This window comes from Lutibacter sp., from assembly GCF_030692605.1.
Lineage (GTDB): Bacteria > Bacteroidota > Bacteroidia > Flavobacteriales > Flavobacteriaceae > Lutibacter.
In genome coordinates, this window is the sequence record NZ_JAUYUD010000068.1 from 1 (window position 1) to 15,369 (window position 15,369).

15 protein-coding genes are annotated in these 15,369 nt (G+C 33.2%); 7 read left to right on the plus strand and 8 right to left on the minus strand.

All coding sequences use genetic code 11. The features are described from left to right. The first annotated feature begins 187 nt into the window (after positions 1-187). Positions 188-2,188, plus strand: coding sequence for a urocanate hydratase (locus Q8S45_RS06360; RefSeq protein WP_305602487.1), 2,001 nt, complete (start codon positions 188-190; stop codon positions 2,186-2,188). Between the two features lie 16 nt (positions 2,189-2,204). Next, entirely contained in the window at positions 2,205-2,735 is a 531-nt protein-coding gene (locus tag Q8S45_RS06365; protein WP_305602490.1) for a DUF4136 domain-containing protein, read from the plus strand. Between the two features lie 33 nt (positions 2,736-2,768). On the opposite strand, the gene Q8S45_RS06370 is transcribed toward Q8S45_RS06365, so the two are convergent. Both Q8S45_RS06370 and katG read right to left on the minus strand, forming a co-directional pair. Then, positions 2,769-3,347, minus strand: a complete 579-nt coding sequence (locus Q8S45_RS06370) for a hypothetical protein (RefSeq protein WP_305602493.1) — start codon at positions 3,345-3,347, stop codon at positions 2,769-2,771. A gap of 410 nt (positions 3,348-3,757) precedes the next feature. Then, the gene (katG, locus tag Q8S45_RS06375; RefSeq protein WP_305602496.1) at positions 3,758-5,938 is read right to left on the minus strand and encodes a catalase/peroxidase HPI; all 2,181 of its coding nucleotides are present in this window, start codon (positions 5,936-5,938) and stop codon (positions 3,758-3,760) included. A 368-nt stretch (positions 5,939-6,306) separates the two neighbouring features. On the opposite strand from katG, the gene Q8S45_RS06380 reads away from it, so the two are divergent. Both Q8S45_RS06380 and Q8S45_RS06385 read left to right on the plus strand, forming a co-directional pair. Then, positions 6,307-6,477, plus strand: coding sequence for a DUF5522 domain-containing protein (locus tag Q8S45_RS06380; RefSeq protein WP_305602499.1), 171 nt, complete (start codon positions 6,307-6,309; stop codon positions 6,475-6,477). Positions 6,478-6,510: 33 nt separating this feature from the next. Next, complete coding sequence (locus tag Q8S45_RS06385; RefSeq protein WP_305602502.1) at positions 6,511-7,212, plus strand: DUF4197 domain-containing protein; 702 nt, start codon at positions 6,511-6,513, stop codon at positions 7,210-7,212. A 31-nt stretch (positions 7,213-7,243) separates the two neighbouring features. Here Q8S45_RS06385 and Q8S45_RS06390 read toward each other — a convergent pair whose 3' ends face one another. The 3 genes from Q8S45_RS06390 to pyrF are packed head-to-tail and all read right to left on the minus strand — an operon-like array spanning position 7,244 to position 9,430. After that, the gene (locus Q8S45_RS06390; RefSeq protein WP_305602505.1) at positions 7,244-8,050 is read right to left on the minus strand and encodes an ABC transporter substrate-binding protein; all 807 of its coding nucleotides are present in this window, start codon (positions 8,048-8,050) and stop codon (positions 7,244-7,246) included. Between the two features lie 3 nt (positions 8,051-8,053). Next, positions 8,054-8,575: a GNAT family N-acetyltransferase gene (locus Q8S45_RS06395; protein WP_305602508.1), complete on the minus strand. Its 522-nt coding sequence runs from the start codon at positions 8,573-8,575 to the stop codon at positions 8,054-8,056. Positions 8,576-8,614: 39 nt separating this feature from the next. Next, positions 8,615-9,430 carry an orotidine-5'-phosphate decarboxylase gene (gene pyrF / locus Q8S45_RS06400; RefSeq protein ID WP_305602527.1) on the minus strand — a complete coding sequence of 272 codons (816 nt, stop codon included), beginning with the start codon at positions 9,428-9,430 and terminating at the stop codon, positions 8,615-8,617. A gap of 150 nt (positions 9,431-9,580) precedes the next feature. Here pyrF and tpiA point away from each other — a divergent pair, with 150 nt between their 5' ends. From tpiA to Q8S45_RS06415, 3 genes are read left to right on the plus strand one after another with little or no spacing between them, the layout of a single operon-like run. After that, the gene (tpiA, locus tag Q8S45_RS06405) at positions 9,581-10,339 is read left to right on the plus strand and encodes a triose-phosphate isomerase (RefSeq protein WP_305602511.1); all 759 of its coding nucleotides are present in this window, start codon (positions 9,581-9,583) and stop codon (positions 10,337-10,339) included. Further along, complete coding sequence (gene prmA, locus Q8S45_RS06410) at positions 10,339-11,172, plus strand: 50S ribosomal protein L11 methyltransferase (protein ID WP_305602513.1); 834 nt, start codon at positions 10,339-10,341, stop codon at positions 11,170-11,172. Before tpiA ends, prmA begins: the two co-directional genes overlap by 1 nt. A 16-nt stretch (positions 11,173-11,188) precedes the next feature. Beyond that, positions 11,189-11,464 (plus strand): ATP-dependent Clp protease adaptor ClpS, encoded by a 276-nt coding sequence (locus Q8S45_RS06415; protein ID WP_305602516.1) that lies wholly within the window; start codon positions 11,189-11,191, stop codon positions 11,462-11,464. 64 nt (positions 11,465-11,528) lie between these two features. Here the strand turns inward: Q8S45_RS06415 and Q8S45_RS06420 are convergent, their stop codons facing one another. From Q8S45_RS06420 to Q8S45_RS06430, 3 genes are read right to left on the minus strand one after another with little or no spacing between them, the layout of a single operon-like run. Further along, complete coding sequence (locus Q8S45_RS06420) at positions 11,529-13,082, minus strand: acyl-CoA carboxylase subunit beta (RefSeq protein ID WP_305602518.1); 1,554 nt, start codon at positions 13,080-13,082, stop codon at positions 11,529-11,531. Between the two features lie 21 nt (positions 13,083-13,103). Further along, complete coding sequence (locus tag Q8S45_RS06425; protein ID WP_305602521.1) at positions 13,104-14,549, minus strand: acetyl/propionyl/methylcrotonyl-CoA carboxylase subunit alpha; 1,446 nt, start codon at positions 14,547-14,549, stop codon at positions 13,104-13,106. A gap of 41 nt (positions 14,550-14,590) precedes the next feature. Beyond that, a complete protein-coding gene (locus Q8S45_RS06430; protein WP_305602524.1) occupies positions 14,591-15,076 on the minus strand; it encodes a biotin/lipoyl-containing protein in 486 nt (161 codons plus the stop codon). Positions 15,077-15,369 lie beyond the last annotated feature (293 nt).

A 15,369-nucleotide genomic window follows, 5' to 3' on the forward strand; every position in this document is an offset into this window, starting at 1 on the left:
CTTCTAAAATTTTATAATAATTTTTTACTATATTTGACATAAATATTGGCGGTTTAGCGACTTCAAGATACTGAATTTCAGTATCTTGGCCAATATTTATAAGACTTTTTTTAAACTAAATAATTACACCCAACGGGTTAGATTAGTATAGGAAGTAATTTTTTCAGAAAATTAGAATATAAAAAACATGACTTTTCAAGATCAAATTAAGCAAGGAATTCCTTTAGAGATTCCTTCAAAAAAAACATATAACACAGCACTGAATCACGCGCCAAAGCGTAAAGATATATTGTCAAAATCGGAAAAAGAATTAGCAATAAGAAATGCCTTGCGTTATTTTGATAAAACACATCATGATGTTTTAGCCAATGAGTTTGCCGAAGAGTTAAAAGAATATGGACGAATTTACATGTATCGTTTTAGACCAGATTATAAAATGTATGCACGGCCAATAAATGAATATCCTGGAAAATGTGAGCAAGCAAAAGCAATTATGCATATGATTCAAAATAATTTGGATTATGCTGTGGCACAACATCCTCATGAGTTAATTACATACGGTGGAAATGGTGCGGTTTTTCAAAATTGGGCTCAGTATTTACTAACAATGCAATATTTAAGTGAAATGGCTGATGATCAAACTTTGGCCATTTATTCAGGGCATCCAATGGGTTTATTCCCTTCACACAAAAATGCGCCAAGAGTTGTGGTTACCAACGGTATGATGATTCCAAATTATAGCAAACAAGACGATTGGGAAAAATACAATGCATTGGGAGTAACACAATATGGGCAAATGACAGCAGGAAGTTATATGTATATTGGCCCGCAAGGAATTGTGCATGGAACAACAATCACAGTGTTAAACGCTGGAAGAAAAATAGCTAAAAATAATGAAGATTTAGCCGGTAAATTATTTCTTACCTCTGGTTTGGGTGGTATGAGCGGTGCACAACCAAAAGCTGGAAACATAGCCGGTTGTATTACTGTTTGCGCTGAAGTAAATTCAAAAATTACCGAGATTCGTATGTCTCAAGGTTGGATAGATGAAAAAATTACAGATTTAAATGAATTAGTTCTTCGAGTTATAGAAGCAAAGAAAAATAAGGAAGTAGTTTCTATAGCTTATTTAGGAAATGTAGTAGAAGTTTGGGAAAAATTTGCTGATGAAAACATTTATATTGATTTAGGTTCAGACCAAACATCATTACATAATCCTTGGGCTGGTGGTTATTATCCGGTTGGAATTTCCTTTGAAGATGCCAATGAAATGATGGCAACTAATTCAGTATTATTTAAAGAAAAAGTACAGGAAAGTTTAAGAAGACAAACAATAGCTATTAATAAGCACACAACAAAAGGAACCTATTTTTTCGATTATGGTAATGCGTTTTTATTAGAAGCAAGTAGGGCAGGAGCCGATATTATGGCTGATAATGGAATTGATTTTAAATACCCTTCTTATGTACAGGATATTATGGGACCAATGTGTTTTGATTATGGATTTGGACCTTTCCGTTGGGTGTGTACAAGTGCAAATCCTTCAGATTTAGAAAAAACAGATAAAATTGCCAGTGATGTTTTGGAAGAATTAATGAAAGATTCCCCAAAAGAAATTCAGCAACAAATGGCGGATAATATTAAATGGATTAAAGGTGCTCAAGAAAACAGATTAGTTGTAGGTTCACAAGCACGTATTTTATATGCAGATTCAGAAGGAAGGATGAAAATTGCTGAAGCATTTAATAATGCCATTAAAAATGGTGAAATTACTGCTCCAATTGTATTGGGTAGAGATCATCACGACGTTTCAGGAACGGATTCTCCATATAGAGAAACTTCAAATATATATGATGGGTCTCAATTTACAGCTGATATGGCCATTCAAAATGTGATAGGTGATAGCTTTAGAGGAGCAACGTGGGTTTCTATTCATAATGGAGGTGGAGTTGGTTGGGGAGAGGTTATAAATGGTGGTTTTGGTATGGTTCTTGATGGAAGTATAGAAGCAGAAAAGCGATTGAAAAGTATGCTCTTTTGGGATGTTAATAATGGAATTTCTAGAAGAAATTGGGCCCGAAATGAAGGTGCAACATTTGCAATAAAGAGAGCAATGGAAGTTGAACCAAAATTAAAAGTGACCATTCCAAATCTAGTTGATGATTCATTATTACATAATTTGTTTTAATTAAAAATTTATTCAAATGAAAGCATTAAAATTACTTCCACTTGCGCTACTTTTTATGGTAGCTTCTTGTAGCTCGGTTAGAGTTGAGTCTGACTATGATACCAACACCGATTTTTCTAAATACAAAACATATGCTTTTTATAAAAAAGGTATTGACAAGGTTGAAATTTCCGATTTAGATAAAAAAAGAATTTTAAAAGCTGTTGAAAGTGAACTAGAGTCTAAAGGGTTTACCAAATCTGAAAAACCAGATTTATTGGTGAATATTTTTACTAAATCACGTGAAAAAGTGGATATATTTAATAATAATAGTATGCACTTCGGATGGCACCCATGGTATTATGGTCCAAACTTTGGAATGCACATTTCAAAATATACTGAAGGTACCTTATTTATCGATTTGATTGATGCCAATAAAAAAGAATTAGCGTGGCAAGGAATTGGAAGTGGTGCATTAAATACGACCGGCAATGTTGCTAAAAAGGAGGAGCGCATTAAGGAGTTTGTTGCTGAAATTATGGCTAAATATCCTCCAGAAAGAAAATAGTGCAAATTTTAAAATTCTTATTTTAACTTACTGTTAGTTTTGTTGTAAAGAACTAATTGCATTTGTAATTAGTTCTTTTAATATATGGTTACTTGAGTTTTTTATATTAAATTTTATTATTGATTTTTTGAATTGATTAAAATTAGTATCATTTAAATTATTTGAGACTAGAGAATTTAAAATTTGTTCCCAAATAGAAAAAAGTATTGAAATCAGTTGATTGTTTTTTTTGTAATTTATGTCTAATTGATAAAATAGATTCTCTAAATAGCATTTAAGAGCTAATGGCATTGAAGAAAATCTAACAAGCATTTGCTGAATACCATCTTTTAAATCTGGAAATGTACTAAAAGATACAATTCGATATTCTTTAGCTTCTTTTCCTTGTTTGGCGGTAATTAAAAGAAATGAATTGGCAATTAAAATCGTATAATCTATAGTGGAATTGTAATAAATTTCTAAACCGATATTAGTGTTTAATACCAATACATTAGTATTTATGGTTGATTCTATAAAGTTGCATAAAGTGGAAGCCTCATTATGCGAAATGAGTAATGATATCTTATATTTTTTGCTTGCGATAAAAACACATTTTAATAATGAGGATTCCATCAATTAATATTATTATTATTATTATTCTATTATTTTAATAATTTAGAATCTATTGCAACTCCTAATTCTTATGCAATTCCAGTTCCTAATTGTGAATCTCCACTAAACCTAAGATAAAGTTGCCGATTTACAATTTCATCTTTTTTAGGTCCACAAATTCTACTCATCGCTCAATCAATATTGCTTATAGTGTTTGCTTCTTAAGTCATTATTTTAAATAGGTTCCCTGTGGTGTGAAATGGTCATCAACATTTTCATTTTGCGGCTACCTGAAGGTGGCGATTTGTAAAAATAAACGTCTATATGCACCAAAGTTTATTAGTTGCACTAAACTATATTTAAGCACTTCATCGCCACTTTTGGGTAGCCACTGTTAGTAGCCTGTGGGTTATAATTTGTTTTGTAGGTAATTATTTCAAATCAAAACGGTCTGCATTCATAACTTTTACCCATGCTTTTATAAAATCTCTCACAAATTTTTCTTTGTTGTCGTCCTGAGCATAAACCTCTGCATAAGCACGCAATATTGAATTTGAACCAAAAACCAAGTCCACGCGTGTTGCCGTCCATTTTACCTCTCCTGTTTTTCTATCAACAATATTAAATAAATTACCATCAACTGGCTTCCAAGAGTATTTCATATCCGTAAGGTTTACAAAGAAGTCATTGCTTAGCACACCAACTCTATCTGTAAATACTCCTTGTTTGCTTTCTCCGTAATTTGTTCCTAACACACGCATACCACCAATCAAAACAGTCATTTCAGGAGCAGTCAAACCCATGAGTTGTGTTCTGTCCAAAAGAAGTTCTTCCGGTTTAATATCATAGTCCTTTTTCAGCCAATTTCTATAGCCATCATGAATGGGCTCTAAAACATCAAACGATTCAGCATCCGTCATTTCTGCTGTTGCATCTCCACGACCTTCGAAGAAGGGAACAGAAATCTTAAAGCCTGCTTCATGAGCTGCTTTTTCAACTGCCACGCTACCTCCTAATACTATTAAATCTGCGATACTGACCTTTTTTGAAAAACCAACTTGTATTTCTGTGAGTTTATTCAATACTTTTTCCAAGCGTTTCGTTTCGTTACCTTCCCAATTTTTTTGTGGGGCTAAACGAAGACGGGCCCCATTAGCTCCTCCTCTAAAGTCTGAACCTCTGAAAGTCCTTGCACTATCCCAAGCAGTATTGATTAGTTCCGCTTTAGTTAAACCGCTGTTCAATAATTTTTCTTTTAATTCTTGAACTTCTCCGTCTGCCAAGGTGTAATTAACAGTTGGTATTGGGTCTTGCCAAATCAAATCTTCTTTAGGGGTGTCTGCGCCAAGGTAACGACTTTTTGGACCTAAATCACGATGCGTTAGTTTGAACCATGCCCTTGCGAATACCTGTGTAAAATATTCGGGTTCTTTGTAAAAACGCTCAGATATTTTGCGGTATTCCGGATCTTTTATCATTGCCATATCTGCATCTGTCATTATAGGATTTTGGCGCTGGTTGGGTTTATGGGCATCAATAGGTTTGTCATCTTCTTTGATATTAACAGGTTCCCATTGCCATGCTCCTGCCGGACTCTTTTTTAGTTCCCATTCGTAATTCATCAATAAATAGAAATATCCGTGATCCCATTTTGTTGGATTTGTTGTCCATGCTCCCTCTAATCCGCTTGTAATGGTATCTTCTGCATTTCCTTTTCCTTGAGGATTCATCCAACCAAAACCTTGTTGATTGATTTCTTCACCTTCGGGACTTTCACCTAAAAGGTTAGCATCTCCATTTCCATGTGCCTTACCAACGGTATGTCCACCGGCAGTTAATGCCACTGTTTCCTCATCATTCATAGCCATACGTTTGAATGTAGTTCGCACGTCATGAGCAGTTTTTAGTGGGTCGGGTTTTCCGTCCACTCCCTCAGGGTTTACATAAATCAATCCCATTTGAACAGCGGCTAATGGATTTTCCAGAGACTCGCGATCCGATACGTTTGCATAACGGTTTTTGGTTGCTGCAAGCCATTCTTTCTCAGTTCCCCAATTAATGTCTTTTTCAGGATGCCAAATATCTTCGCGTCCTCCAGCAAAACCAAATGTTTTCAGTCCCATAGACTCGTAAGCCATATTTCCGGCAAGGATGAACAAATCTGCCCATGAAATCTTATTTCCGTATTTTTTCTTGATTGGCCATAACAACCTGCGTGCTTTATCCAGGTTGGCATTGTCCGGCCAACTGTTAAGAGGGGCAAAGCGTTGATTTCCAGTGCCGCTTCCGCCTCGCCCATCTGCTATACGGTATGTTCCGGCTGAATGCCAAGCCATGCGGATCATTAAACCTCCATAGTGTCCCCAGTCGGCTGGCCACCAATCTTGGCTTTCAGTCATCAATTTTTTTAAGTCATTTTTCAATGCTTCTAAATCTAATTTTTTAAATTCTTCCTTGTAATTGAAGTCATGCCCTAAGGGATTGGTTTTCGCGTCATGTTGGTGTAAGATATCCAGGTTGAGCGCTTTTGGCCACCAGTCCATAACAGAATTACTTGTCTCTGTGTTAGCTCCGTGCATTACAGGGCATTTTCCATTTTTTGAATTATCCATGTTGTTTCTATTTTTTAAAATTAATTTTTTTATTTTGCTAAGTGTTCTGAAATGCGCAAGTTTTTACTGTAAAAAGTAGTAATGCAATAAAAGTGGCCATCTCGCACCAACATTTTGAGAATCTGCATAGTGATAAATTGGTGCTCCTCGTAAAGTAGTTAATCTTTTTTTTCTTTCATGGCTAACTATTTTATATTTTGATAAATATATGTACATTTTAACTATAATCAAAATCGATAATATTTATATTTAAATAGATTATAACAATAGTTTGTGTTTAAAGTCTTGAATTGTTCATTTTTAAGAATTTATAGGATGGTTTATTAATATATTTAGATAAAAGATAAAATGTTATTTTTGCATAATATATGTCAGATACAAACGATTTAAAATTAACATCAGAAGATTATTATCTATCTGAAGAAGGATACCGAGTTTTTACAGAAAAGTATCATTTAAAAAGAGGATTTTGCTGTAAAAATGGTTGTAAACATTGTCCGTATAAATATAACAAAAAAACAGATAGTTTTGAGTTATAAATGTCACAATATTAATTAATTAAAAATTTTAAAATGTTTAAAAAAATCTTATTTTTAGTCGTTGTTATTAAACTATCTGCCTGTGCGGAATTACAACAAGTAGTTAATCAATTGCCAAATGGTGGAATAACAAACGATCAAATTGCAGGTGGTTTAAAAGAAGCTTTGAATAATGGGATTACAAATCAAGTTACTAAATTGGCTGTTGAAGATGGATTTTTTAAAAATGAATTAACAAGAATATTACTTCCTGAAGAATTGCAAAAAGTTGATAATACTTTGAGAAGTATAGGTTTATCAAAATTAGCAGATGAAGGATTAAAAGTATTAAATAGAGCAGCTGAAGATGCTGTTGGAGAAGCAATTCCAATTTTTGTTGATGCCATAAAAGGAATGACTTTTACGGATGCTAAGAATATTTTGTTAGGTGATAAAAATGCAGCGACCACTTATTTACAAAATGCTACGTCAGAAGCATTGTATCAAAAATTTAATCCAATTATTAACAATTCATTTAAAAAAGTTGGAGCCGATAAAATTTGGACAGATTTAATCACCAAATACAACAACTTGCCATTAACCAATAATGTGAACCCAGATTTGACTGATTATGTTACAAGTGAGGCCTTAAAGGGAGTTTTTAAAATGGTTGAAGTTGAAGAAAAAGATATTAGAGATAATTTTAGTAGTAGAACTTCAGATTTATTAAAGAAAGTTTTTGCTTTGCAGGATTAATTATATTTAGCCATTAGCCATTAGCCATTAGTTAAAAATGACTTTCTAATTTTTTGTGCAATTCTTTGAAATAATCAAAAGCTAAGAGTAATCTTGACCCGTGCCAACTAAATAGTTCTCCATCACCAAAAACAGTAATTGAACGATTTGTATAGGTGCTAATTTCCATGGCATGTTCATCTTTAAAAGGAAAAGGCTCAGAAGATAAAATTACAACTTCAGGATCTCCTTCATAGCGAATTTTATTAATTTCAACTTTAGGGTACCGACTCATATTTTGGTATATGTTTTCAAACTTGTTCATTTGAAGCATTTGGTTTATATAAGTCTCATTTCCTGCAACCATCCACGGTTTCGCCCAAATAAAATAGGCAACTTTTCGGGTTGGTTTTGTTTTTATGAACTCTTTAAAATCGGTAAGTTTAAAGTTTATTTTTTCGACTAAATTTTTGCTTTCCGTTCTTCTGTTTAAAATGGTTCCCAAGCTTAAAATGAAATCAATACTTTCTTGAATTGTGGTTACATTTGAAAAATAAGTGGGTGCAATTTTTTCCAGTTCAGGAAGAAAATCATAGGTATTTTCTTCTTTATTGCATAAAATAAAATCGGGTTTTAACGCTTTTATCTTGTCGAAATCCACTTTTTTTGTATCGCCCACAATGGTTTTGGTCGATTTTAAATGATAAGGATGCACGCAGAATTTTGTTATTCCTGCCAGTTCATTTTCCAAATTCAAATCGCACAACAATTCAGTTTGTGAAGGCACCAATGAAATGATTCTTTTTGGATTTTTGGAAACAGAAAATTCTCTTCCTAGTTGGTCTTTAATAATTTTCATTATTTATTTTTTCCAATTTTCACGTCTGATTGCATAAATAAGTTCATCTAACAATTTGCCATTCTTTATAAGAACTTTGTCAAATTTTCCTTCCAAAATAAAGTTGTTCCTGTCTAAAACTTTTTGTGAAGCAATATTTGTCCCAAATGGTATGGCAAATACTCTGTTAATGTCATAAGTAGTAAAAGCAAAGTCAACCATTTGTTTAATTGCATTACTGATGATACCCTGTCCCCAAAATGGTTCAGCCAACCAATAACCAAGTTCAGCATTATTTCTGTGTATATCGTCTTGCGGATGAATTCCAATGCCCCCAATTGCTTTACCGTCAATGTCTATTGCAAAAAGATGAATAGGAACGTCTTTGGTTGCAAATTCAATAAATGCTTTCCCGTTATTTTCTGTATATGGATGCGGGAATTTGTCAGTCATATTTTTTGCAACATTCCAATTGTTCGCATATTTGACCAAGCTGTCTATGTCGGTCATTTCCCAAGGTCTTATTTTAAATTTCGTTTTATCCATTTTTTTCTGATGAATGCTTTTTTTTACAATGCCCGCTAACTATTTACTTAAAATCAGAGCCATTTCTTGCTGTAATTTCAAGGCTTCCAATTGCGCGGCTTTTGCAAAATCTAAGTCGTTGCTGGCATAAATAATGTTTCTTGCCGAATTCACCAGCAATCCACAATCTTTATTAAGACCGTATTTGCAAACTTCCCGTAAATTTCCGCCTTGGGCGCCAACGCCCGGAACCAATAAAAAATGATTGGGAACAATTTTTCTGATTTCTGAAAAATATTCCGCTTTTGTTGCGCCAACCACAAACATCAAGTTTTCTGAATTTATCCAGGTCAGCGCTGTTTTGATCACTTCTTTATAAAGCTCATTCCCGTTTATTTTCAACCCTTGAAAATCGAGCCCGCCTTTGTTGGAAGTCAATGCCAACAAAATGGTGGTTTTATCTTCAAAAGCCAAAAATGGTTCTACGGAATCGCTTCCCATATATGGTGCAACCGTTACCGAATCAAAATTTAAATCCTCAAAAAAAGCTTTTGCGTACATGGTTGAGGTATTGCCAATATCGCCTCGTTTGGCATCGGCAATGGTGAAAATTTCAGGGTAATTTTTATTTAGATAATCAATTGTTTTTCCCAGCGCTGCCCAGCCTTTTAATCCGTAAGCTTCATAAAAGGCGGTGTTTGGTTTGTAGGCAACGGCCAAATGATGCGTGGCGTCAATAATTTGTTTGTTAAACTCAAAAATAGGATCTTCTTCGGTTAATAAATGTGTTGGAATTTTTGTTAAATCAACATCTAAACCAATACATAAAAATGATTTTTTCTGTTGAATTTGAGCAATAAGTTCTTGTCTGTTCATAAGTTCAAAAAATGAATTAAGCAAAAGTAGTAATTTTAGGGCGTATTGACTTCATACTAAACGAAAACGAATTCGCACTAAATACTTTCGAATTATTTTTTAAGCATTTAATTGGTTATTTTTGTACTTTAATTTGATAAAAATAATAAAATGAGAGTAAAGATAGTAGCAGGAAACTGGAAAATGAACAACGATATGAAAGCATCAAAATCGTTGGTTAAAAAAGTGGGAAAATCTATTAAAAATAATCCACTTAATAATACAAGAGTTATTGTAGCCCCAACCTTTGTTAATTTAGAGCGTGTTGTTAAAAAAGCAAAAAAATCAGCTATTGAAATTGCTGCTCAAAATATGCATTTTGAAGAAAGTGGAGCTTATACTGGTGAAATTTCTGCTAAAATGTTGAAATCTATTGGTGTTAATACAGTAATATTAGGTCATTCGGAACGACGAGAATATTTTGGCGAAACGGACCAGTTATTGGCAAAAAAAGTAAATACAGCCTTAGCAAATGAGTTGGAAGTAATTTTTTGTTTCGGTGAAGTTTTAGCAGATAGAAAATCGAACAATCATTTTAATGTTGTTGAAAGTCAAATTAAAAATGGTCTTTTTCATTTAGAGGCTAATGCTTGGACTCGTATTATTTTGGCTTATGAACCAGTATGGGCTATCGGAACAGGTGAAACTGCTTCGCCAGAACAAGCACAAGAAATGCACGATTTTATTAGAAAAATTGTTGCTAAACGTTATTCTCAAGAAATAGCCGATGAGGTTTCTATTTTATATGGAGGAAGTGTAAAGCCAAGTAATGCCCAAGAAATATTTTCAAAACCAGATGTAGATGGCGGATTAATTGGAGGGGCAGCGCTAAGTGCAGAAGATTTTAAAGCCATAATTGACGCTATTTAATGGATAACATTTATATTTCATACACCTTTAAGATTTGCCCGAAAGAGCCTGCCACTGAAATTTTAATTGCGGAATTAGGTGAAGTTGGATTTGAAAGTTTTGTGGAAAATGAAGATGGCGTTATAGCTTACATTCAACAAACCGACTGGCACCAAGATGTTTTGAATGATATTTATGTTTTAAAATCTGATGAGTTTGAGATTTCATTTGTAAAAGAAGTGATTGAACAAACAAATTGGAATAGTGAGTGGGAGAAGAATTTTAATCCTATTCAAGTAGATGGTTTGGTTAGTGTTCGAGCACCTTTTCATGAGAACCCAAATTTGAAATACGACATTGTAATTGAACCTAAAATGAGTTTTGGAACGGGGCATCACGAAACAACATATATGATGATTCAACACTTAATAGAGCTTGATCTAACAAATAAAAAAGTGTTAGATATGGGTTGTGGAACAGGCATACTTGCAATTTTTGCTGCAATGAAAGGTGGAAAACCTGTGGATGCAATTGATATTGATAATTGGTGTTATTTAAATTCGGTTGAAAATGCGGAAAGAAATAATTGTAGTTTTATAAAAGTTTATGAGGGCGATGCTGCACTTTTAATTAATAAAAAGTATGATGTTATAATTGCCAATATAAATCGAAATATTCTTTTGAATGATATGGATGTGTATATGAATTGTTTAAATGAACAAGGTGTAATATTATTTAGTGGTTTTTATCAAGAAGACATTCCAGTAATAGATGCTGAAGTTTCTAAGTATAATTTAAAATTAGATAAAATTATTGAACGTAATAATTGGGTTTCGTTAAAATATTTAAAATAATTACTATTTTTGTCAAATGAGTACGAAAAGAAAAATACAAGAAGAAGTTGATGTTTTAGAACAAGAAACAAATAAGTTTGAGATTGTTTTGTTTAATGATGATGTAAATACTTTTGACCATGTAATTGATTCATTAATTGATATTTGCGATCATACTTCGGAGCAAGCAGAGCAATGTGCTCTTTTAGTTCATTACAAAGGAAAATGTACTGTAAAAACAGGTGAGTATAACGATTTGAAATCACGATGCTCTTCACTTTTAACAAAAGGACTTTCTGCAGAAATAGTATAAAAACAACTGAGCTATATATTTAAAAACTCCCGAAATATTTCGGGAGTTTTTAAATTAAAACCATTTATAAAGGAATATTTCCGTGCTTTCTAATAGGTAAAGCAACTTCTTTCCCCTCCAGCATTTGGAATGCTTTAATCAATTTTCTACGTGTATTTTTTGGGTAAATTACTTCATCTATAAAACCGCGTCGTGCTGCTCTATAAGGATCGGCAAATTTATATGCATATTCAGCTTCTCTTTCTTTCCATTTTTCTTCAGGATTTGAGGCAGCTTTTATTTCGTTTTTAAAAATTATTTCAGCAGCACCTTTAGCTCCCATTACTGCAATTTCAGCAGTTGGCCAAGCAAAATTCATGTCTGCACCAATATGTTTTGAATTCATAACATCATAAGCTCCTCCATATGCTTTTCGTGTAATTACAGTAATTCTTGGCACAGTTGCTTCGCTTAAAGCATATAATAATTTTGACCCATTTGTAATAATACCATTCCACTCTTGATCTGTACCAGGCAAAAATCCAGGGACATCTACTAAAACCAATAAAGGAATATTAAAACAATCACAAAAGCGAGTGAAACGAGCAGCTTTTACTGAACTTTTTACATCTAAACATCCTGCTAAATTCATTGGCTGATTTGCTACAATACCAATACTTCTACCAGCAAGTCTTGCAAATCCAACAATAATATTTTCGGCATAATCTTTATGAATTTCAAAAAACGATTCCTCATCAATAATTCCACTAATAACCTCATGCATATCATATGGTTTATTTGCATTGTCAGGAATTATATCTTCTAATTTTAGTCGAATTTCGTTTCCAATTTCATAAGGAGTTTTTTTAGTGGTTTCTCTATTGTTTTGAGGTAAATAACTTAACAAAGTTTTGATGTCTTCCAAACATTGGACATCGTTTGAAGCGGTAAGATGTGTAACACCAGATTTTGTAGAATGTGTACTTGCTCCACCTAATTCTTCAGAAGTTACATCTTCATTTGTTACAGTTTTCACAACGTTCGGTCCAGTTACGAACATATAACTTGTATCTTCAACCATTATTGTAAAATCGGTCATGGCTGGTGAATAAACGGCACCACCAGCACAAGGCCCCATAATGGCAGAAAGTTGTGGAACAACACCAGATGCTTGCACGTTTCTATAAAATATATCGGCATAACCTCCAAGAGAACGAACACCTTCTTGAATTCGCGCTCCCCCAGAATCGTTTAAACCAATAACTGGAGCGCCAACTTTTATGGCTTGATCCATAATTTTGCAAATTTTTTCAGCGTGAGTTTCGGATAGTGAACCTCCAAATACAGTAAAATCTTGGGCAAAAATATAAACTAATCTACCATGAATTGTTCCATATCCTGTAACTACACCATCTCCAAAAAAAAGTTCGTTTTCCATTCCAAAATCGGTACAACGGTGTGTTACTAATATGCCCATTTCTTCAAATGATTCTTCATCTAATAGATATTCAACACGTTCTCTAGCAGTTAATTTTTTCTTTGCATGTTGTTTTTTAATTCGATCTTCACCGCCTCCTATATGCGCAAGTGAAATTCTACTGTCTAGTTTTTCAATTATTGACTCTATTTTTGACTCCATAATATGTATTTTTATAAGTTGTTAATTTTTCAATGGCAATCTTAATTTTTGTTGATCTTCATGATAAATTTTTAATCCCAAAATGGCTGCTATTTTTGCCTCATTTTCAAAACCTGACTTTAATCTTTCGGGCGTATAATAATTTTTGACAAAATGTGTATCAAAATTCCCTGATCTAAAAGCTTCATGTTCACACACAAATTTTCCAAAAGGCAGCGTTGTCATAGCGCCTACAATTTTATAATTATCAATTGCCTCAATCATTAATTGAATCGCGGCTTCTCTTGTTTTGCCATAAGTTATTAATTTTGATAGCATTGGATCGTAGTAAATTGGAATATCCATTCCTTCTTCAAACCCATTGTCAACTCTAATACCTTCTCCAACAGGTATTTTATAGGTGCTTAAAGTTCCTACACTTGGTAAAAAGTTGTTTAATGGATCTTCGGCGTACACCCTCAATTCAACAGCATGTCCTGTAATTTTTAAATCTCCTTGTTTAATCGTTAACACCTCGCCACGTGCAATTTTTATTTGTTGCTCAACAAGGTCAACTCCTGTAATTAATTCGGTAACAGGGTGTTCTACTTGTAGCCTTGTATTCATTTCTAAAAAGTAGAAATTTAATTCGCTATCTACTAAAAATTCAACAGTACCAGCACCTAAATAATCGCACGATTTTGCTACTAGAATTGCAGCCTGTCCCATTTTCTCTCTAATTTCTGGAGTTAATACAGATGAAGGAGCTTCCTCTACTACTTTTTGATGCCTTCGTTGCACGCTGCATTCTCTTTCGAAAAAATGTAAAACGTTTCCGTGGCTGTCTGCTAAAACCTGAATTTCTATGTGTCTTGGAGATGTAATGTATTTTTCAACAAAAACTGATCCATCACCAAATGCAGAAGTAGCCTCACTAATGGCCCGTGCCATTTGTTCTTCAATGTCTTTTTCTTGTTCTACTATTCTCATTCCCTTTCCACCACCTCCTGCCGATGCCTTTATTAAAATGGGGAAACCTATTTCTTTAGCAATTTTTGATGCTTCCTTTGGATTAGTTATAGCCCTATCAACACCTGGGACCATTGGAATATTGTAATTTTTTACAGCATCTTTTGCTGCTAATTTACTTCCCATTACACGTATAGCTTCAGATTTTGGGCCTATAAAAATGATATTATTTTTTTCGCATAATTCAGCAAAATTTGCATTTTCACTTAAAAAACCGTAACCAGGATGGATTCCATCAACATTTAATTTTTTTGCTTCTGCTATAATTCGGTCTCCTACTAAATATGATTTACTTGAAGGTGCTTCACCAACATATACAGCTTCGTCAGCAAAGCGAACATGTGGTGCATTCCTATCTGCTTCTGAGTAAATGGCAACTGTTTTTATTCCCATTTTCCGAGCTGTTTTCATAACTCTAATGGCAATTTCACCTCTATTTGCAATTAATATTTTTTTCATTTTAAGATGTTTGAGTTTGTAATTATTTTTTGAAGAAGGTATTAAGCCAATTCAATCATTAACTGCCCTTTATCAACAGTGCCTCCATTTTTGACAAATACAGACTTTATAATTCCATCCTTTGGGGCTCCAATGGCATTTTCCATCTTCATTGCTTCTAAAATTAAAAGAGTTTCACCTTCCTTAACTTTTTGCCCTTCTATTACATTAACACTTAGAACAAGACCAGGCATTGGAGCCTTTATATCATTCGCTTTTTTAACAATTCCCACCGAGAATCCCATTTCTTTAATAAGTAGGTCTAATTGGTTTGAAATTTGAACATTATATTTATTGGAATTTATACTGATAACATAATTTCTGTTGTCAAAGTTTGATTCTTCGAGAGTGACCTTGTAAGATTTGTTGTTATTAATAATGTGATAATTTGATTTAGAGATTTGTAACGAATCTAATGTCACCATGTCGGAACTTTTTAAATCGAATTCAAAAGTATCGTTGACTTTTACTTTAAATATTTTGTTCATAGTGTTAATATTGCTTTAATTTTCATAAAGTTACTAAAATGAAGTTGTGATAAAATATGATTTTAATCAGTAGGCTGTTATTATTCATATTTATAAGAATAAATGGTACTATATTAAATAATTTTATCTTTTAAAAAGTATTAATATATTATAAATAACGCGTTGGGTGCAATTAATTTTTAACGATGATTTTTCGTCACTTCGAGTGATTTTCGATAGAAAATTGTATCGAGAACAGAAAAATGATAGTTAAAAACGGTTCTCGATACATTTTTTGTTTCGTTTTACTGCAC